Source organism: Dyadobacter sp. Leaf189 (genome assembly GCF_001424405.1).
Taxonomy (GTDB): Bacteria; Bacteroidota; Bacteroidia; order Cytophagales; family Spirosomataceae; genus Dyadobacter.
Genome location: NZ_LMPS01000006.1, coordinates 123439 through 142569 on the forward strand (window position 1 = coordinate 123439; position 19131 = coordinate 142569).

Here is a 19131-nt window from a genome sequence, read left to right on the forward strand (position 1 = left end):
TAATGCGAACCTTATTTCATCCAACATAAGCCGGATCAAACTCCACGATCCATTCAATCCCATACTTGTCTCTGAACATTCCAGCGTAAGTACCCCAGGGGCTTTCGTCGATTGGTCCTTCGATGCTCCCGCCGGCTGATAGCGCGTTGAAGATTTGGTCTGCTTCTTCGCGCGTTTCGGTGCTGATTGAAATTTTAGACCTGTTTTCGTTTTCATTTACCCGCCCCATAAATTCCGGAACATCATTGGCGATTAACACATTGTGTTTCCCTATTGGTAAAACAATGGTCATTATTTTGTTTGCCTCGCTTTCCGGTATAGGAAACTCGTCGCTTGCCAGGTCTTTGAAACGAACGATCTTTGTAAAATCTCCACCAAAAACAGATTTGTAAAAAGTGAATGCTTCTTCTGCATTTCCATTGAAGTTGATCCAGGGATTGATTGTTCTCATGATCTTATTTTAAGTTTTGATTTTTTGTCCAAGCTGTTCAGCATTTCCGTTTTCACATTGATATAGCTGCTGTGGCTACTATCGTCGCGATCAGAATGTTTCTGACCATGCAAAGGTGAAATTTACTCTGGCATTTGAACCTGTGCAAATGCGACAATTTAGAGGGTATATACCGCCAAACTGCTTTTTCACAAAAATCTACATTAAATGTTTACGGATAGTCCGCCCTGCTGACACACTGTTGTCATGCGGTCCATGTTGCTTTGAGGAAATATTTAATCCTCATTAACTATGACATTCAATTCAACTCGGATTATCACGGGGAACATCAATGCACTGATCGATTTTTATCAGCAAATCACCGGATCCGATGCGCACCGGCTTACCGAAGACTTTGCCGAATTCCGTACTCCCCTGGCCACATTAGCGATTGGCAGCACGCGCACGCTCAACTTTTTTGGTGGAGAAAGTGTGGCTACGCCTTCTACAAACCGTTCGGTCATTTTGGAATTTCGGGTTGATGATGTAGATGCGCATTATGAAAGACTATCTGATTTCCTTAAAGCGTGCATTGTACAAAAACCAACAACAATGCCCTGGGGCAACCGGTCGCTCTTGTTCCGGGATCCAGACGGTAACCTGATCAATTTTTTCACCCCCATAACGCCAGATGCAGCAGAGCGTTTTAAATAGCTTAATTTGCATCGGAGTCGCAATAAGCGACGCGGAGAACATAAAGTTGTTAAGTCAAAAATGAACACCTACTACCTGCCTGATGATCTTTTGGATGATCCTGCGGCGCAAGCGGACGATGTCGTAATCCGTTACTACAACTCCGACCGTGACTCAGTCAAGAACAGGATCGTCCTGAACAAGAATATGATCAACTTGCTTGTGAGCGGGACGAAGACAATCATCTATCCTGATGCGACAGCGGTTGTTAACGCAGGCGAGCTTGTTGTTCTTTCAACGGGTAATGTACTTACTTCCGAGCTGCTTGCCGGTACAAACCAATTCACAAGTATCCTCTTTTATTTCAGCAATGAAGTGTTCAACCGCTTTCTGATCAAGTACGAGCACCTGTTGAATGCAGCCACCGCCAAAGCTAACAAGCAGCCGTTTTTAATTTTCAGGCAGGATACTTTTATAAAGCATTTCATTGCCTCATTGCAAGTTTTGCTGAACAATGACGGGGATTTATCAGCTGAAATCCGGTTACTTAAAATCGAGGAACTGCTGTTGTATATGTTCCAGACTGATCCGGAAAGATTTCATGCAATTCAAATATTGACCCGCGACAAACAGCAATTGCAGATTAAAAAAGTGGTTGAAAGCCAGATCGGTCAGCCCACTACGGTGGAGGATCTCGCATTTCTTTGCCACATGAGTACTTCCACATTCAAGAGGAAGTTCAGCGAGATTTATCAAACCTCACCTCAAAAATGGTTATTGGCCAAAAGGCTTGAACTGGCGGCAGACTTGCTCAGAACTTTTGATGAGAGTCCGTCAGGAGTTTATATGCGGGTCGGTTATCAGAACCATTCCAGTTTCTCAGAAGCATTCCGTAATCACTTCGGAAGCACGCCGAGTGATTACCAGCAAAAGCATTTGAACGTTGCGCCGTAGCGGTTGACCGTCTATCCTTAACTGCTCAGCTGACTGCACCTGTAATTTCGGGCCATCACAAAAACATATTAATGATGGAAACAACAACCGAAAACAACAAAGCAGTAGTACGCCGCTTCAATCAGGAAGTAATCGCAGAAGGCAATCTTCAAAGCTTCAATGAACTCATGGACGGGCAATTTGTAAATCGTTCAGCACCCGAGGGAATGAGCAATGGTGCAGATGGAATGATCTACTTTTTCAATGAAATCCTTCGCCCTGCAATGCCCGACATTCACGTGACGATCCACCAACAGGTTGCAGAAGGTGATCTGGTTACTACCCGGAAGACAATCAGCGGAACTCAGACCGGTGAGATACTGGGTATTCCGGCGACTGGACGCGCAGTCAACATTGACGTGATTGATATCGTCCGGGTAAAAGACGGCAGGTACTTTGAACATTGGGGAATTACAACGCTGTCGGATGTACTGTCGCAGTTGCAAAACTAAACAGCGATCTGATCGACGCTGATCGTTAAATGAAAATCCCGCAACGAGTCGAAAGATATCGCTTGCGGGACTTTTCGGTTGAGCACATCTCAGGAAGAATTATCCTCAGGATCGGTTTTCAGATAAATTTAGAATAAAAGCCTCACAACAGATTTTCCCTGACAGCTTGATACACGGTCCGCACCTCTGCCTGAAAGCCAAGGCTCCGCGCCAGCGAACTATCCACTTGCAAATGCCAGGGATTAGTCAAAGGCTCGGAGGAAGATTCCATTCTTACACCCACCAACTGCAGCAGCTCGTAGACGGACATCGGGCATTCGTCGGAAATGTTCACAACCTGCCCGTCCATCTTGCCGGCAAGGGCCATTTTGATCGCATTGGCGATGTCGCGATGGTGAATAATGCTCATTCTGGCAGCCGGGTGCCACTTTCCCAGCACGTGCTCAGGCAACATGGCGATGTGCCCGTCGCTGTCACCGTATACAAAAGGGAACCGCAGCACAGACCAGTTAAGCCCGCTCGTGCGCAATGCATGCTCTGCTGCCAGCTTGCTCGCCGGATAGGCAAGCTCCGGGTTCAAAAGATCGTCCTCCCGTCCGGGATGCGGGTTATTGACATTATAAACATGCGCCGTGCTTGCCAGAATAAACCGTGCAGTGGGTGCATATTTCTTCGTCGCCTCTATAAGGTTTTGTGTCGCTTCGAGGTTGCTTTTCCAGATCATATCCGTGTCGGCAGTCCGGAATACGGCCGCCAGATGGATAATCGCGGATGCGCCTTTTACAGCTTCTATGAGCGTTTGTGGGTTTAGCAGGTCGCCCGCCGTGAAGGGCACGTTGGCAGGGGCTTGTTTTCCTTCTCGGATCAATGCATGACAGGCAAAACCTGCGTCTGCAAGTCGGGGAAGCAGTCTGGCGCCTACCAGTCCGGTGCTACCGGTGATCAATATCTTCTCAGATCCTTTGTCCATAATCCTTATTTTAAAGTGATGAACAAAGCTCCGAACATTGATTGGAATCGAGCCGGACGAAAAACGAAGGGTTCAGGACAAATCCTGAAAAAAGCTGGCGACTGTTTTGCCTGTCACTTTCTTGAACAGGCGGGAAAAATAATCTGGATCATTAAAACCCAGGTCGAAAGCCAGTTCTTTCACGGATGTGCGCTCGCCATAATATATCCTGCGCCGGGCTTCAAGGATCAGCCGGTTTGTGACAAATTCCTTGGGCGAAAGTCCCGAATACTGCTTGACGATTTGATACAGGCTGTCCTGACTCACCGCCAGCGACTCCGCAATGTCCCGGATCGTTGGATGACCTGTCAGGTTGTTTTCTACAAATACCTTAAACCCGATAAACTTGGTGATACGATCATCTGCCTGTCTCCCCTCCCCTGCAAAGTAAGCCGTATTGATCTCGGTCAGCAGACTGTTCAGGTGCGCCAAAATCAGGTCCGGGTCTGTATCGGGCCTACTCAGCAAATCTTTCAATATCGCAAATATTGAATTCAGCCTCACTGCGGCGGCAGGAGAAAAAGTTACTTTATGCTGATTGAGTGGATTCAGCAGAAAAGGGTATTGCCGTGGCAGTCTGGATAAACATTCATTATCAAATCCTATTTTAAAATAGTCGGCGCCATGTCCCATTTCCGGGAGCTGCTGAATCTGATGGGGCAACGAAAACAGCAGTTCGTTTTTCCCGATCTCAAACTCGTCCATATCTACCTTGTGGCGGCTCGTACCCTCTATTACAAAGAGCAGGAAATAGTATGGAAGCCTGTGTGTAAGCTCCTGCCTGTCGACAGTCTCCTTTGGCAAATGCCCGAAACCGGGAGACACGATCCGGATCGGGAGCTGCTCGTTCTGGCTTAGATTCGCCGGCATCGAATGGGTTTTTGTTGCTCCTTTCATAATTCACATTTGCTGGAAAACGCCGCAGGTCTGGCTCTTTGCTGATCAATTCGTCTTTACCGGAAACAGCTTCTCATCCACCTCCGTACCCTGTCCGGCTACGCGGCACCAGCTGCCAGCATTTTTATGAAAAACTTCCAGTCTCCTGACTTTCATATTCACCTCCCGTCCGTCGACTTCCAGCTGAACATTAATCAGGAAATTGACCACTGCCATATTCCCGTCATAAATGCGAATGAATTCGTTGCCAGGCACCGGCCGCACCGATTTGAAAACCAATTTCTCCTTCGATTGCACACCCTGCCATTGCTCGTGCGAAAAGGAAATGTCACCCTTGGCTCCCACCGCGATAAAGTCTTTGCAATCAATTTGTACATCCGGTTTCCTATTGCGCATCAGTGCCCTGATTTCCTGTCTTTCTTTGGGATAGCTGGTCGTGTCAATTTGTGCCACGGCATTGAAGCCACCGAAAAGTGACAGGAGTAAAAAGACAAATCGTTTCATAGTAATATGGTCAGCTTGTTAGATTTAAATGTGTAACAATCAGGAGTAATGCTAATGTTTTACAAGATAATAAGGCGCGCTTGTAATTATCTGGTTTTGACCGTTGCCCTCATTCAAATAATCTAAGTAAGCAGGCTTTTTAATACGCAGCCTAGCCAGCCTTTCTCAATTAAAACTCGCTCGGAATTCCAGGGGAGAAACGTTTGTTTTTGATTTAAACAACTTACTAAAAGACTGCGGATGCTCGAAACCGAGCTGGTAGGCGATCTCACCTACTGTCAGATCACTGAATGTGAGCACCTCCTTTGCTTTTTCGATCAGCTTATTGTGAATGTGCTGCTGCGTATTCTGGCCGGTCAGTGCGCGGAGCATGTCGCCGAGGTAGCGGGGCGAGACGTGTAATTCATCCGAGAGATACTGGACACTCGGCAGCCCTTTCAGCAGGGTGGTTTTGTCATCAAAATAATTATTCAGCAATTGGTCCAGCTTTTCTAGCAATGCATTGTTGATTGTTTTGCGGGTAATAAATTGACGTTTATAAAACCGCTGGCTGTAATTCAACAGCAGTTCCAACTGCGAAATCAGCACATCCTGGCTCAGGTCGTCGATCGCCGTTTCGAGCTCGTCGCCGATGTTGCTGCCAATGCCCTCTATGATCGACTTTTCCTTATCCGACAAATGCAGCGACTCGGTTACCGAGTATGAAAAGAAGCCATAATGCTTGATTTTAGCATCCAACGCATAGTTTCGCAGAAAATCAGGGTGGACCAGCAAGGTAAATCCAAGCGTTTCTTCTGCCACCTGAATGCCCGTCAACGGCTGGCCAGGAGAGGAAAAAAACATTCCGCCCACCTGAAAATCGTAAGTGGTTTGCCCGTATCGCATCCGGCAGCCCGCCGATTCGTTGTAGGTAATGTTATAAAAATCCATGACAAAAGTTTCGGCCAGCATTTCGGCCGTGATCCGCACCTTGTTGAAATCGAGCAAGCTGATCAGCGGGTGCAATGGTTGCGGCAGACCGAATGCGCGCTGCATTTCGGAAATGGAGTGATAAACGCGCGGTTTGAGATGTTCCCTTTTCATAATCAGATAATGGTCTGCCGGCGCAAATCGTTCAGGCCTGGGCCGGCAGACCGTTTTAATTTTAAACAGCGGCTAATAGTTGTTTGATCCCGTCCCGGAAAGCCTCGTCGCCCTTAGCCAGGCGCAGCGCATACCATTCAATGGCATCGTCGCCGCAAACATATCTCAATGTATCAGTACCGTCAGTTGCAGCGCCGTACACGACTTCGGCGATTTGCTCGGAAGTCGTCGGGGCGTTGCCAGTTGCCAGCATTGCTGTGAATTTGCCTATAATCGCTTCGTAAGCCGGATGCGTGGCAAACACTGATTTTGCCCCAATTTCGGTCGCGACCAGTCCCGGTTCAATGGTTTTAATGCCGATCCCAAACTCATTCAGCTCATAGGACAAGCTTTCCGCCCAACCTTCCAGCGCAAATTTACTGGCATCGTACATGGAGCTCACCGGGAAAGCCATCAGCCCGGCCGATGAGCCGGTGGTAATAAAAAGTCCCGCTTTTCGCTCCCGGAAATAGGGAATGAAGGCCTGCGTCACCCGTACGACACCGAAAAAGTTGGTGTCCATTTGCTGTACCAGCTGCTCGTCGGTCATCGCTTCCAACGCACCGAACAATCCATAGCCCGCATTGTTGAATACCACATCAATATCGCCCAAAGCCAGCGCCTGCTGCGTGGTTTCGCGGATTTGCGCCGGGCTGGTCACGTCGAGCGGCAGCACGGTTACATTATCCAGCACATTGAGTTCTGTTTCATTTTCAGGCTTGCGCATGGTCGCAATTACCTTCCAGCCTTTGGCCGCAAATAATTTGGCAGTAGCCCTTCCGATACCCGTTGAAGCACCGGTAATAAAAATCGTCTTTGTCATTTGTCTTAACTGTTATTTTCAGAAGACAAATTTCCGTGGTTCGGCGCGGGCGCTTGTAGCGGATGTGGAGATTGTTGTAGCCGAAATGGTCTTGTACTACCATTTTTTGAAATTTAGTATCTTACCGCAAATTCTAAAAAACCGCCACACACGAATGAAGACTTCCCTCGCTCACCTTTATCAGCAGCATACCGATTATGTGAGCGACTACGATATTCTGGTGATTACCAAAGACAGGAAATCTGTCAAATCAGGTCAGAAATCACGTGAGCTGGAGTAAGAGCTAACGCCTGACAACCAGAAGTGTTTTGTCGGTTTGATTCAACCAAAATGCTAGCTTTGTAATATGTCTGAAACGGTACATATCAACAGCACACTTCTCGCAGAGGCAGTAAGCTCAGCTGAGGAATCTATATGGAAGATCTTTCCGTCTTTGCAGCAGTGGATCTCTGGGGACAAGCAACCTACTATCAATCAACTGGCTGAACTGGCCAAGAAAGTGAATATTCCCTTTGGCTACTTTTTTCTTAAAGAGCTGCCAAGTCAGGAAAATACGGTTCCGTTATTCAGAACCGGCGAAGTCGCCCCTGTCTATCAGTACAGTCCCGAACTGAGGGAGACCATTGCTGTGGTTGAAATGCGACAAGATTGGTTGAGTAAATTTCTTCGTACCGAAGGTTTTGAGCCCCTGAATTTCGTTGGTTCTGTCACAGATCAAAACAATGTTCCCGACATTGCCAACAGAATAAGGACAGCCTTAAATTTACCGAAAAACTGGGCTGCAGAACTAAACGGTCGAGATGAAGCTTTGATGTATCTCGTGAAGAAAATTGAAGAAACCGGAGTTTACATCATTATGAATGGTATTGTGAGAAATAGCACAAATAGGGCACTTAATCCGCAAGAGTTCAAAGGATTTACCTTGTGTGATCCTTATGCACCATTCATCTTTGTTAACAGGCAGGATTTTAAAGCAGCGCAGATCTTTACGATTTTGCATGAATTGGTGCATGTTTGGCTAGGAATTTCCGCTGTCTCTGAGCTTAACCAAATGCAACCTCCTGCTAATGATCATGAAAAAATTTGTGATGCTGTTGCTGCATCTTTGTTGGTTGATGAAGGCGAATTAAGAATAGCCTGGAATAAAGTTAAACACCAATCCAATTATATTGATGCACTCGTTAAACAATTCAAAGTAAGCAGTGTTGTAATCGGAAGAAGATTACTGGATATAGGAATATTTAGTTGGACAGAATACACAAGGTTTTATAATTCCGAGAAACAAAAGTGGGAAAGTACCGGTCAAAAGCCAGCGGGTGGAGATTTTTATCTAAATCAGCCTAATAGAGTTGGGAGGGCGTTCTTTAAAATGGTCGATTATGCCACAAGATCTGGAAAACTATTGTATAGCGACGCCTACAAATTGACAAATCTTTACGGAGAAACATACCACAATTTCCAATCGAAGGATTAAACCTATTATTTACACCGAAATACACACCTAACATTGAAATACGTCATAGATACCAGTAGCTTCACACAAGCACATCGTGCCTACTATTCATTTAAAATAGCGCCAACTTTCTGGAATTTCTTGGATGAACAATTCAAATGCAAGACAATAACGAGCATTGATAAAGTCTATGATGAGATAAAGAGAGGAAAAGACAAACTTTATGAATGGATTTGTCTTGACGGGATTAAATCAAATCTAATCGATACCAAAAAGGAGCCTGGAATATTACAGCATTATGGTAACCTTATGCAATGGGCTAACGGAATTGAGAGATTGAAACAAAATGCACGCGACGAGTTTGCAACCTTCGAAAATGCCGATCCATGGATTGTATGCTGCGCAATGCATTACGAGCTTATTGTTGTATCACAGGAAACGCTCTCTCCTTTTTCGAAAAGCAGAATATTTATACCTGACGTTTGTGAAGCATTCAGTATCCGGCACATTAATACTTTTGAATTTCTTGAAGACATAGGATTTAAAATGTGAAACAGCTTCCATTCACCGCTCATTTCATAACCTTTTGGTAGATCTTCAACTGTAGCTGCTCGGACATGGGCTTCACACCTTAAAAAACCGGACAATCTGCACAGCAGCACCATAATTCTCCGGGTACAAGCGGCCAACGTCGGAGGCTAGTGACAGTTTTACCTGGAATCCGATTAATAGCCGTGGGTCATTTGCCACACTGATCAATCCTGAAAACTGACGGGGGTTTACTTTGAAGGGGGAATCGTAAACGCCTGCATTGCCACGAATTTGGTAGTTCCTAAATGCACTTTCGGGATCGGCAATGCATTGGTGGACCAGGCATAGGAACCCGTACCAAGCGTGGAATCAGCCAGTCCGATCCATCGTTTTTTCCGTCCTGCAAATAACTCCCAGTTGCGAAACCTCAGCGTGGCGTGTGCCTGCGGCCTAGCATCAGGCACATATAGATATTCCGGGAAAAGGTGCGTTGTATTGTCATAAATGAAGTGTAAAGCCTGGGAGCGGATCTTTGGTTAAGCGTCTGGCTGGTCTGTTTTCCGGTAAGCCCAATGAAAAACCTGCGGCAAAACGGTGAAGGACAAGAACATACAAATCAAGAGTCCGCCTACAATCATAATGGCGAGCGGTTTCTGGATTTCGGAACCCATTCCATTGGATAATGCGGCGGGTAAAAGTCCGAGTGAGCCCATTAATGCGATCATGATTACAGGTCGGATCCGTCCGTAAATACCTTCTGAAATCGCCTGTTTGAGCGGCATTTTATTGAGCAGATTATCCTTCATCACGTGGACTAGAATAATCCCGTCAATCGTACAAACTCCGAACAGAATGATGAATCCAATTCCTGCTGAAATTCCGAAAATAGTGCTCGTCGCCCAGAGCGAAAGGAAGCCGCCGATGAAAGCAAATGGAATGGTGATCAGCGAAATAGCAGTGTCTTTTACATTGCCGAAATTCATATATAACAAGAAGACAATCAGCAGCAATACAGCGGGGACAATCACCGCCAGTTGGGCAGTGGCGCGCTCTTTACTTTCAAATTCTCCCGCCCATTCTACCTTCGAATTTTTGGCAAATTTCACATTGTCTTTCGCCACTTTTTGCGCCTCGGCAATGGTACTTCCCAGATCACGTCCGTCTATACTGAAACCGATTCCGATGTAGCGGCTGCTGCCTTCGCGGTAAATAAATGCGGGGCCGGTTTTGGTGCTAATGCTCGCGATTTCTTTTAACGGTACCTGATGATCGTCGAGCGACGGGATCAGGATATTGCCGATTTCTTCTTCCGTATTCCGGTACTTTTCCTGGTAGCGCACGGTAATGTCGAACAGTCGGTCGTTTTCGTAAAATATTGAAGCAGCTTTTCCGCCGATCGTCATTTCGATGACTGCCTGGGCATCGGCCATTGATACGCCGTGACGCGCCATGCGGCCTTCGTCGAGCTTGATGTTAAGTTCGGGCAGACCGATATTTCTGTACACCAGAATATCCGTAATTCCTTCAATACCTTTGAGCTGCGCGGCTACTTCGTCGGCCTGGCGCTCCATATCCTGCAAATCGTCGCCGAACACTTTCACCACCAGCGAGCTTTTTACACCGGCCACATATTCCTCCACATTATCCTGGATCGGCTGACTGAATCCGAAGGTAATTCCCGGAAATGCACCAAGTACTTCTTTCATTTCGCGCAGCAATTCTTCCTTGGTGATCTTGCGCGTCCATTCACTTTCAGGTTTTAATTGAATGTGAAACTCATTGTTAAAAAAACCGGTCGGATCAGTACCATCATTCGGGCGGCCGGTCTGGCTCATTACAAATGAAACTTCTTTAAATGAGCGCAAAGTATCGCGTAATGTGTTACTGGTTTTGACGGATTGTTCCAGGTTAATACTATTCGGCAAAGTCGCTCTGACATAAATAGCGCCTTCATTTAATTTGGGAATAAATTCCGTCCCGTAAGTCAGAAATTTACCTACACAAACCGCAAACAAAACCACGAACGAAACCATCACCAGCTTTTTATTCCGGTCGCTCCATTGATAGAGCTTGAAGATGTTATTCCGGAAAAAGTTAACCACCGGATTATTGATTTCCCGCACATTTTTTTGCAACAAAACCTTACACATGGCGGGCACAAAAGTGAGGCTCAAAATCAGCGAACCGATCAATGCATACCCCAATGTAAATGCAAGCGGCGAGAACATTTTCCCCTCCACTTTCTGGAATGAGAATATCGGCAGCAATGCGACGATCAATATAATTTGCGCGAAGAAAATATGCGGCGCCACGTGTCTTACACTGCGTTTGATTAAGCCAAGTTTTGACATTTTATTAAACCGCGCGACACCCATTTTCAGCGAACTTCGTTCCAAGTCCACATAGATCTTTTCCACAATTACCATTGTCCCTTCCAGCAATAAGCCGAAGTCAATCGCCCCCAACGAGATTAAGTTGGCAGGCAGTCCCTGAATGCGCAGCATGGTGATTGCAAACAGAAACGAAAGCGGGATCACGAGCGCCACGGTGAGGGTTGTACGCCAGTTGAACAAAAACACAAAAACAATCACCGAAACGAGCACGATACCTTCCGCCAGATTGTGCGTCACCGTATGCACAGTCGCGTCGACGAGCTCGGTCCTGTCGATTACCGGGACGATTTTCACGTCCGCTGGCAAAATTCGGTTGTTCAGGTCGGCGATCGTATTTTCCAGTTTATCAATGACTTCGCTCGGATTTTCACCGCGCAGCATCACTACGATTCCTTCTACGAGATCCTTCTCTTCTCCCAGCCCGACTTGCCCCAAACGCGGTTTTGCAGTGATTTCCACATCGGCCACCTGTTTCACGAGCACCGGCGTATTGCCTTTTACGTTGATCAGAATATTCTCAATGTCCTTCACACTTTCCAGCAAACCCATTCCGCGCACCACATAAGCCTGATCGCCTTTCTGGATCACATCGCCGCCGACATTGATATTGCTTTTTCTAACCGCATCGTACACATCGAGCGGCGTGAGGTTGTATTGGGCAAGCAAAGCAGGGTTTACGCGGATTTCATAGATTTTTTCCTCGCCTCCAAAACTCGCCACCGTCGCGACGCCCGGTACGGCGACAAGCTCCCGCTCGATCACCCATTCCTGCAAGGCAGTGAGCTCCCTGATCGGCCGCTCGCTTTTAATCACGTACCTAAAAATCTCCCCGGTAGCCCCATATGGCGGCTCGATTTCAGCATTGGCACCAGCGGGCATTTCAATGTTACGAAGGCGCGTGGATGCATATTGCTGCGCGTAAAAATCTTCCACATTGTCCTCGAACAAAACCGTTACCACCGACAAACCGAACAAGGAAATGGACCTGACCTGCGATTTTTTCGGGATCGTGTTCATTTCTTTCATCACCGGCAGTGTAATGAATTTTTCGACCTCCTCGGCGCTACGGCCGGGCCACTGCGTGATGATCCGCGCGCGGGTATTGGTTACGTCGGGGAACGCTTCAATGGGCGTGTGGAGGTAGCTTACCACGCCCACTACGGCCAGCAGGGCCGTCATAAAAAATATAATCGTCGTATTCCTTAGCGAAAAGGATACGATGCCTTGCGTTAATTTCTGCATAAATATCTGTTAGTTTTCCTGACTGAGGACTTCCGAAAAAAGGAGCAACTGGTTGTTGATCACCACCTTTTCACCCGCTGCGATGCCACTCTTAAAAAAGAGACGGTCATTATCTTTTACGTCGACCGTTACTTTTCGCGGTTCCAGCGTATTGTCAGGTTTCTGAATGAGCAGGTAGTTTTCGTTGTTGTAAAAAATCATCGCAACGGCGGGTACGCCCACTGCTACTTCTCCTGAATTTTTCTTCACTACGGCTTCAATCATTAGTCCTGGTTTCAGTTTCAGGCTTTTATTCTGCATTCTGATCCTTGCTTTGAGCACACGCTCCTGCGGGTCGAAAACCTGGGAAATGTCGGAGATCGTGCCTTCGAAAAAATCTTCGGGATAAGCTTTGGACTTGATCACAGCCTTCATACCGGTTTGTACAAAAGGAAGATCAACTGCGTATACATTTGTCGTCACCCAAACCTCCGACAAGTCTGAAATTGTAAACAGATTCGGTTCTGTATTGCTGATCTGCGTTCCGCCGGACATATTGTTCTCCACCACATACCCGCTCACCGGCGCTTTGATCTGGAATACACCTTTTTCAGAACTTGCATTATAGAGGGAGAGATTGGATTTAATTTTCTCGATTTCCGACTTCAAAATCTCTGTCTCGCTCTGGGCCTCTACCAGGTCTTTTTCCGACGCAATGCGGTCTTCAAACATCGATTTGGTCGACGCCAGTTTACGTTCCGCCACCTTCAACTGCGTTTCCAGCACGCGGCCTTGTGCATTCAACTCAGAAAGTTCTGCGCTGCGCATTTCGGCGAGTACCTGTCCTTTCCTGACGCGGTCGCCCAATGAAATGTAGGATTTAGTGATCACACCGGTGACCAGACTGGCATAGCGGACTACCTGATTGGGATTGTATTCAATCTGTCCCGTAAGCCGGATGGATTCCGTGATCGGCTCGATGACGGCAGGATAAGTCGTGATTTTGGAAGGCAGGAAAGCAGCCGCCGGTTTGGCTGTTTTTTCTGCTTCCTCCTTCCGCTCGTAACATGCGGTGAGCATGAGCGAAACGGCTGCAATTGCGATGAAAGTGCGATTTGACTTTAACATGGTATAAGTTAAAAGGATGGATTACTGGATTTCCGCGCCGGTTGCATAGATCAACTCTTCCCTGCTTTGCCGCAACTGGTTGATCGTCGTGAAAATCGTTTTCCTATTGGCGATGTAGGCATCGAAAAAGTCGAGGTACTCGACCAGATTGACATTGCGCTGGACAAAATAGCGGGTGTAGGCAGCGAGTACGTTGTCGAGTTCTTCACTGTAAGCCGCATCGAGATTCTGGTATGCAGTCAGACTTTTTTGCAGATTTCGAAATGCCACCGCCACTTCGGCTTCAATGCGTTTTGAAGTCTGGTCGGCCTGCACTTTGGCGAGATCAATGCCAATTTTACTTTCAAGTATAGCGCCCTGATTACGGTTAAAAACCGGCACATCGAACTTTACCCCAAACCCAAAAAAGTTGAGCAGGAAGTTGCCGCCGCGGTCGTAGTTGATGCCCACATTTACATCGGGTTTGCGCTGGGCGTATTCATAATCGTATTTTTTCTGGGAATGGGTTTGCTGCAGAATGCTGATTTTCCCGTCAGGCCGATTGGCCGCCGCGGTGGCTGTAAGCTCACCGAGCGACAGGCTGGCTAATGTATTGGTATTAACCATTTCAGGCGTTTCGATCAGCAGGTAACCATTGGCTGGCGTATGCAGCAGAATGGTTAGGTCTTTTTGTAAACCATTGATTTCCTTCTGCGTTTCCACGATTTGCTGACCAAGTTCCAGCTTTAATGCACGCAGGCGGAACAGCTCGGGTTTGTTTACATTTCCCTGCTTGAACTGGTGTTCATAAGAAGCTACCAGCTTCCCGACCGCCTCACTCTGCGTGTCCAGCACATTCAGATAGGATTGCTGAAATGCCAGCTCATGCAAAGAAGACCGCAGCTGCATTTTCAGTTCACGGATCAGCTCGCAGAAATATTCAGCCGCCATATCCCGCGACACGGATTCGAGCGCAATGCGTTTCCGGCGCTTTCCGCCGGTTTCAATCAGCTGCGAAAACTCCGCCGTGAACTCCCTGTTTTTACCAAAATTCCCGAACAATGGCGGGATCGTTTCGCCGGACGAAAGCTGGTTGCGCGTCGCCCAGAGATTCACTTCGTCGAGACTGAATTCAGGATTGGGCCAAAGCCTGGCCTGGATAATCGCCGCCTCCGCCTGCTGAATGCTCAGCTTTTGCGCGATCAGATCGAGGTTATTGTTTAGAAATAATGCCTCTGCTTCCTTCTGATTGATCCTTAATGTATCCTGGGCAAAAAGCTTTGATGACCCAAAAAAAGAGGAGGCGAGTGCGAGAAATGCGATAATAAATAACTTCACAGAGATGCCTTGATGTTAAGGCACAAAACTATCGCGGCAACATTAGAGCATTCTTTGCTCTACATTATATCTGTGTGAGAGCTACATTAAAAGTAAATGAGAAACCGGATTAAAACCGGATCTGTATTTCGGTTCCTGCTCCCGGCGCGGAGTCAATTTTGAGCTGGATTTTATATTTGTCAAAAATCCGCGTGACGATCGCCATACCCAGACCATTTCCCTTTTGCAGCGCCGTATTGCTGCCCCTGTAAAATGGCTCTGAAATGTGTGAAAGGTCTTCGCTGCTGATCCCGATGCCGCGGTCCCGGATTTTGATTCCAAGACTTTTATTTATTTCAAACAACTCAATATCAACCGGTTTTGAATCCGAAAACTTGGCTGCATTTTCGATCAGATTATATAATGCAATATAAAGCTGCGTGCGGTTGCAGGTGAAAGTGAGTAAATCCGGCTGGTCTTCCGGGAGCTGCCAGAGCACATTGACTTTGGTTTCCGGGTATTCGGTTTTGAGCTGATCGAGCGCTTCCCAGAGAATTTCGTCGATGCGTTCGGGTGCATTGGTTTCAATATTCTGCTGTTGCAGACCAGCTAGTGTCAGCAGGTTGTTTAAGATTTTTTCAAGACGGTCGGCATCGGTCAATACCTGTCCGCTCACAGATTGGTATTCCTGCACTGATCTTTCTTTGCTTAGCAAAACTTCCAGATTCCCGACAATAGAGGCCAACGGACTTTTCAGTTCGTGAGATGCGTGGCTGATAAAATTTTTCTGGATCTGAATGCTTTGATAAGACTTATCGAGCATACCATTAAATTCCTTAAAAAGATCTTCCAGCTCATCTTTGGTTTGCGGGTAAGTCAGCATTTGCTTTTTACCAGTCACATCCAGCGACTGCACCTGCCGGATAATGTCGCGGACAGGTCTGTAAGCCACCTTCGATAAAGTATAGCTCAGCACAACAATCACCACAATCCCGATCAGCAATGCAGTCAGCAGGATTTTCATAAATTCACTTTCCTGCGCATTCAAAGTCGGGTTATTGGCTTTGATAATCACACTGAAAGAACCCTGATTATCACGGTAATAAATCGCGTAGTAATACAGGTTGTCGACCTTGAAACTGTAATGATCGCGGTCACGAATGGTTTTGAGAATGTTGGCGGTAATGTTGGAATCCGGGTCGGCTACGCCAAAATGAATGTTGCCCGAGCGGTCGTACAACCTGATTTCCTGGTCGGCGGTAGCGGTTAGGAATTTCTGCTCGATCCGGCTGTATTCCTTCGAGCTCATTTCGTCTTCTTCCAAATAGAAAATGGCAGTCAATGCTGCTTTGCGCGCCAGTTCTTCAAAGAAAATATTCTCTGCCGATTTGATAAAATTCAGATAAATCAACCCCGACGAAACGGTGAGTACCAGTCCGAAAACGAGGGAGGAAGCCAGCGTTAATTTATTCCTGATCTTCATTTTTGCGCCGCGATCATATATCCCCTGCCCTTCACGGTGCGGATCAGTTTTTCATCAAAATTATGGTCGATTTTGTTGCGGAGATAGGAAATGTAAACGTCCACTACGTTAGTATAGGTATCCGTATTCGCGCCCCACACCACCTGCAGAATCTGCGTGCGGGTAACAATTTTACCCTGATTTTCAAGCAAATAACCAAGGAACTTGAACTCTTTGGCAGACAATACAATGTCTTTTCCTGCGCGCTCCACCACATTGCTGTCAATATCCACCCGCAAATCGCCGCAAACCAGAATATGTTCATTCGAATAATGCAGCTCGTAACGCCGCCGGAGCGCATTAATGCGGGAAAGCAGTTCGGGGAAATGGACGGGTTTGACAAGGTAATCGTCGGCGCCGATATCCAGCGCCTTAATTTTATCCTCGGCCTCGCCTAATGCGCTGAACATCAGCACAGGCGTGTCAATTTTGCGAAAACGGATCAGCTCGGCCAGCTGAATACCGTCGATGCCGGGTACCATAATATCCAGGATAAAAAGGTCCCAGCAATCGTTTTGTATAAAGTTTCGGGCTTCCACGCCATCATGCGCAAGCTGCACAAAATGACCAGTTTCCTGCAAACCCTTCTGCAAAAATTCGCTGATCCGGCGATCGTCTTCAACTATCAGTATTTTCATAAAATGGCATCCATGCTACTTTACAAACTTAGCAAGTTATCAACCGTGAAGGATACGCGAAGACCCGGAATGTTCCTTCATTCGAAATTGGGAGGCGCTTTCCGTGCTCACCCTTGGATAATAACTCCTTAGATAACAAATTACTTATTAGTCGATTACAGCCTGCTAAATCTTTTACTCACCTTATCACTCACTAGATTGTGATTGCGTTTTTCGATTCATTCGTTGATGTTTAAATTGTGTTCAATCATAAATACCGTTTTCTAGATCGCTCCATTTTTTATAGGCACCACCTAACGAATCAAATACCCAGTTTGCATTCTCCGCCAACTGAAATGGATCGAATGCCATGTGGCGTTGCGCGTGTACTATAAATTGTCTTGCATTTATCTTTTGGATAAATACGCCCTCGTAGACTGCGTTTCCTGGCTTCCATATCTCAGCTTCTGGCGGAAAAAAGGCATTTGTTAAAAGATGCTGTTCAATTGCTGTTATTGTTTGTCTCGGCATTATCGTAGTAAGAATTATTGAATTAATAATCTTTCAAGCCGATTTTTGCAATTGATGCCGAGATCTGTTTTTGTATTGTGACAGATATGTGTGATCGTCCCTTGAAAGACAATATAGGAAAATCTATAAACTCTCCCGCGAGCAACTCCGGAGCGTTATTCAAACCAAAGTTCTTTTTTCGATTGTCTGATCATTATTTTACCTTGACAACCGTCTACCAAAATTAATCTACCTGATTTTAGATTCAGTTTGAAATAGTAGGTTTCCGAACCTTTCAAAATTTTAAGATCAAAAGCAGGCTTTAACCTAATTGGTGGTTTAAGAAATTCTTTTGTGTTATATCGAATCAAGAGAGAGTTTGAATCTAACCTTTGGGATATATACAATTCGGCCAGCCCCAACACCGTATCCGACTGGATGCTCAACTTATCAACTATCAAATCTTCATCCAGAAAAAGCGATATTGTATCGTTAGCAAAGCATGAGCCAAATATAACTGAGAATGACACCTTTTTATCGATCTTTTCAGGGCGTTTGACGCTGCCAACACATCCAATAAACAAAAAAAGCAGAGATGTTAGGTATTTCACAGCGAATATTGTGAGGTTGAATACAGTAAAGCAGGGTAGTTTAATCAATAAACTATTATAGTTACAACAAATTTCAGCTTGCGATCAATCTTCTCGCAAATAGTTCGATATAAAGCCAATATTCTATCACTGTTGACTGTGTCCAGCAATCTTATCTAACTTCCTAACCAACGCATCCGGCTGCTCGCGCATGGCATAATGCCCACCTTCCATTGCGAATATTTTCCAGCCGCGCGCACGCGCTTTGTTTAGGCCCATTTGGTCATTGAGCGGATTGGATTGGCCGTTTTTTGTCATGACAATGAATGCGGAGGGAATCCTTTTGGCCTGCGGGTTGGTGATTTCTAAAGATTCGGTGAAAGTTTTGATCGGCTGCGGAACATCTCCCGGGATCTGGCCGCTGGCTTTGCCAAATGGATACTGCATGAAACCATCTTTGATGAAGGGAACCATCACCTGTTCCCAGAGCGGGCCACAGACGTCCCGGGCGCTCTGGCCGTTGTCGGGGACCATGGCGTCCAGGTAAATGAGCTGGCTGATGCGGTCGGGGACCTGCTCGGCAACCCCGGAAATGACCAGTCCGCCGAAACTGTGACCCACCAGGATGACATCGTGAAGGTTTTCGTACCGAATCACATTGACGATGTCGGCGATGTAAGTGCTCAGGTTGACATCTGCGCTGGCCAGGTGCACCCGCTCACCCAGGCCGGTGAGCGTAGGCCGGTACACAATGTCTCCCTTTGTTTTAAAAATTGAATCGACTTTGGCATAATCCCAACCGCCCGACCAGGCACCGTGCACGAGCAGGAATGTACGAGGCTTGTGCTCTTGTGCCAATGCGGCGGTGCTGACAGTGAATGCGAGAATAAGAATGAGGTATTTCATGATTTTGCTTCAATGATGGTGATCAATGCAACAAAACTACC

21 protein-coding genes are annotated in these 19131 nt (G+C 46.5%); 6 read left to right on the top strand and 15 right to left on the bottom strand.

The features are described 5' to 3' along the window. Positions 1–16: 16 nt before the first annotated feature. Positions 17–451 (bottom strand): VOC family protein, encoded by a 435-nt coding sequence (locus tag ASG33_RS18945; RefSeq protein WP_056288970.1) that lies wholly within the window; start codon positions 449–451, stop codon positions 17–19. Between the two features lie 291 nt (positions 452–742). On the opposite strand from ASG33_RS18945, the gene ASG33_RS18950 reads away from it, so the two are divergent. The 3 genes from ASG33_RS18950 to ASG33_RS18960 all read left to right on the top strand — a co-directional run bounded on the left by ASG33_RS18950 (position 743) and on the right by ASG33_RS18960 (position 2568). Further along, positions 743–1144: a VOC family protein gene (locus tag ASG33_RS18950; protein ID WP_056288972.1), complete on the top strand. Its 402-nt coding sequence runs from the start codon at positions 743–745 to the stop codon at positions 1142–1144. A gap of 60 nt (positions 1145–1204) precedes the next feature. Then, positions 1205–2077: an AraC family transcriptional regulator gene (locus tag ASG33_RS18955; protein WP_056288975.1), complete on the top strand. Its 873-nt coding sequence runs from the start codon at positions 1205–1207 to the stop codon at positions 2075–2077. A gap of 71 nt (positions 2078–2148) precedes the next feature. After that, positions 2149–2568: an ester cyclase gene (locus tag ASG33_RS18960; RefSeq protein WP_056288978.1), complete on the top strand. Its 420-nt coding sequence runs from the start codon at positions 2149–2151 to the stop codon at positions 2566–2568. 142 nt (positions 2569–2710) lie between these two features. Here the strand turns inward: ASG33_RS18960 and ASG33_RS18965 are convergent, their stop codons facing one another. The 5 genes from ASG33_RS18965 to ASG33_RS18985 form a co-directional block, all read right to left on the bottom strand. After that, positions 2711–3538, bottom strand: coding sequence for an NAD(P)-dependent oxidoreductase (locus ASG33_RS18965; protein ID WP_056288981.1), 828 nt, complete (start codon positions 3536–3538; stop codon positions 2711–2713). 72 nt (positions 3539–3610) lie between these two features. Then, a complete protein-coding gene (locus ASG33_RS18970) occupies positions 3611–4474 on the bottom strand; it encodes a helix-turn-helix transcriptional regulator (protein WP_056288984.1) in 864 nt (287 codons plus the stop codon). A 45-nt stretch (positions 4475–4519) separates the two neighbouring features. Beyond that, positions 4520–4978 carry a DUF4440 domain-containing protein gene (locus ASG33_RS18975; protein ID WP_056288987.1) on the bottom strand — a complete coding sequence of 153 codons (459 nt, stop codon included), beginning with the start codon at positions 4976–4978 and terminating at the stop codon, positions 4520–4522. A gap of 165 nt (positions 4979–5143) precedes the next feature. Then, positions 5144–6061: an AraC family transcriptional regulator gene (locus ASG33_RS18980; protein WP_056288990.1), complete on the bottom strand. Its 918-nt coding sequence runs from the start codon at positions 6059–6061 to the stop codon at positions 5144–5146. A 61-nt stretch (positions 6062–6122) separates the two neighbouring features. Continuing rightward, entirely contained in the window at positions 6123–6923 is an 801-nt protein-coding gene (locus tag ASG33_RS18985) for an SDR family oxidoreductase (RefSeq protein ID WP_056288994.1), read from the bottom strand. Between the two features lie 154 nt (positions 6924–7077). Here ASG33_RS18985 and ASG33_RS26175 point away from each other — a divergent pair, with 154 nt between their 5' ends. The 3 genes from ASG33_RS26175 to ASG33_RS18995 all read left to right on the top strand — a co-directional run bounded on the left by ASG33_RS26175 (position 7078) and on the right by ASG33_RS18995 (position 8928). After that, positions 7078–7203 carry a hypothetical protein gene (locus ASG33_RS26175; protein WP_255356530.1) on the top strand — a complete coding sequence of 42 codons (126 nt, stop codon included), beginning with the start codon at positions 7078–7080 and terminating at the stop codon, positions 7201–7203. A 66-nt stretch (positions 7204–7269) separates the two neighbouring features. Beyond that, positions 7270–8397 carry an ImmA/IrrE family metallo-endopeptidase gene (locus tag ASG33_RS18990; RefSeq protein WP_056288998.1) on the top strand — a complete coding sequence of 376 codons (1128 nt, stop codon included), beginning with the start codon at positions 7270–7272 and terminating at the stop codon, positions 8395–8397. 33 nt (positions 8398–8430) lie between these two features. Next, the gene (locus ASG33_RS18995; protein ID WP_056289000.1) at positions 8431–8928 is read left to right on the top strand and encodes a DUF4411 family protein; all 498 of its coding nucleotides are present in this window, start codon (positions 8431–8433) and stop codon (positions 8926–8928) included. A gap of 227 nt (positions 8929–9155) precedes the next feature. On the opposite strand, the gene ASG33_RS19000 is transcribed toward ASG33_RS18995, so the two are convergent. From ASG33_RS19000 to ASG33_RS19040, 9 genes are all read right to left on the bottom strand, one after another. Further along, positions 9156–9371, bottom strand: coding sequence for a hypothetical protein (locus ASG33_RS19000; RefSeq protein ID WP_056289004.1), 216 nt, complete (start codon positions 9369–9371; stop codon positions 9156–9158). Between the two features lie 72 nt (positions 9372–9443). Continuing rightward, positions 9444–12542, bottom strand: a complete 3099-nt coding sequence (locus ASG33_RS19005) for an efflux RND transporter permease subunit (protein ID WP_056289008.1) — start codon at positions 12540–12542, stop codon at positions 9444–9446. A 9-nt stretch (positions 12543–12551) separates the two neighbouring features. Further along, positions 12552–13649, bottom strand: coding sequence for an efflux RND transporter periplasmic adaptor subunit (locus ASG33_RS19010; RefSeq protein ID WP_056289013.1), 1098 nt, complete (start codon positions 13647–13649; stop codon positions 12552–12554). A 21-nt stretch (positions 13650–13670) separates the two neighbouring features. Next, positions 13671–14966 (bottom strand): TolC family protein, encoded by a 1296-nt coding sequence (locus ASG33_RS19015; RefSeq protein ID WP_056289016.1) that lies wholly within the window; start codon positions 14964–14966, stop codon positions 13671–13673. Between the two features lie 109 nt (positions 14967–15075). Continuing rightward, positions 15076–16428, bottom strand: coding sequence for a HAMP domain-containing sensor histidine kinase (locus ASG33_RS19020; RefSeq protein ID WP_056289019.1), 1353 nt, complete (start codon positions 16426–16428; stop codon positions 15076–15078). Next, positions 16425–17105: a response regulator transcription factor gene (locus ASG33_RS19025; RefSeq protein WP_056289022.1), complete on the bottom strand. Its 681-nt coding sequence runs from the start codon at positions 17103–17105 to the stop codon at positions 16425–16427. The genes ASG33_RS19020 and ASG33_RS19025 overlap by 4 nt, the downstream gene beginning before the upstream one ends. A 243-nt stretch (positions 17106–17348) precedes the next feature. Next, the gene (locus ASG33_RS19030) at positions 17349–17615 is read right to left on the bottom strand and encodes a hypothetical protein (RefSeq protein WP_056289025.1); all 267 of its coding nucleotides are present in this window, start codon (positions 17613–17615) and stop codon (positions 17349–17351) included. Between the two features lie 155 nt (positions 17616–17770). Next, positions 17771–18205: a hypothetical protein gene (locus ASG33_RS19035; protein ID WP_157474855.1), complete on the bottom strand. Its 435-nt coding sequence runs from the start codon at positions 18203–18205 to the stop codon at positions 17771–17773. Positions 18206–18331: 126 nt separating this feature from the next. Then, the gene (locus ASG33_RS19040) at positions 18332–19090 is read right to left on the bottom strand and encodes an alpha/beta fold hydrolase (protein ID WP_056289032.1); all 759 of its coding nucleotides are present in this window, start codon (positions 19088–19090) and stop codon (positions 18332–18334) included. Positions 19091–19131 lie beyond the last annotated feature (41 nt).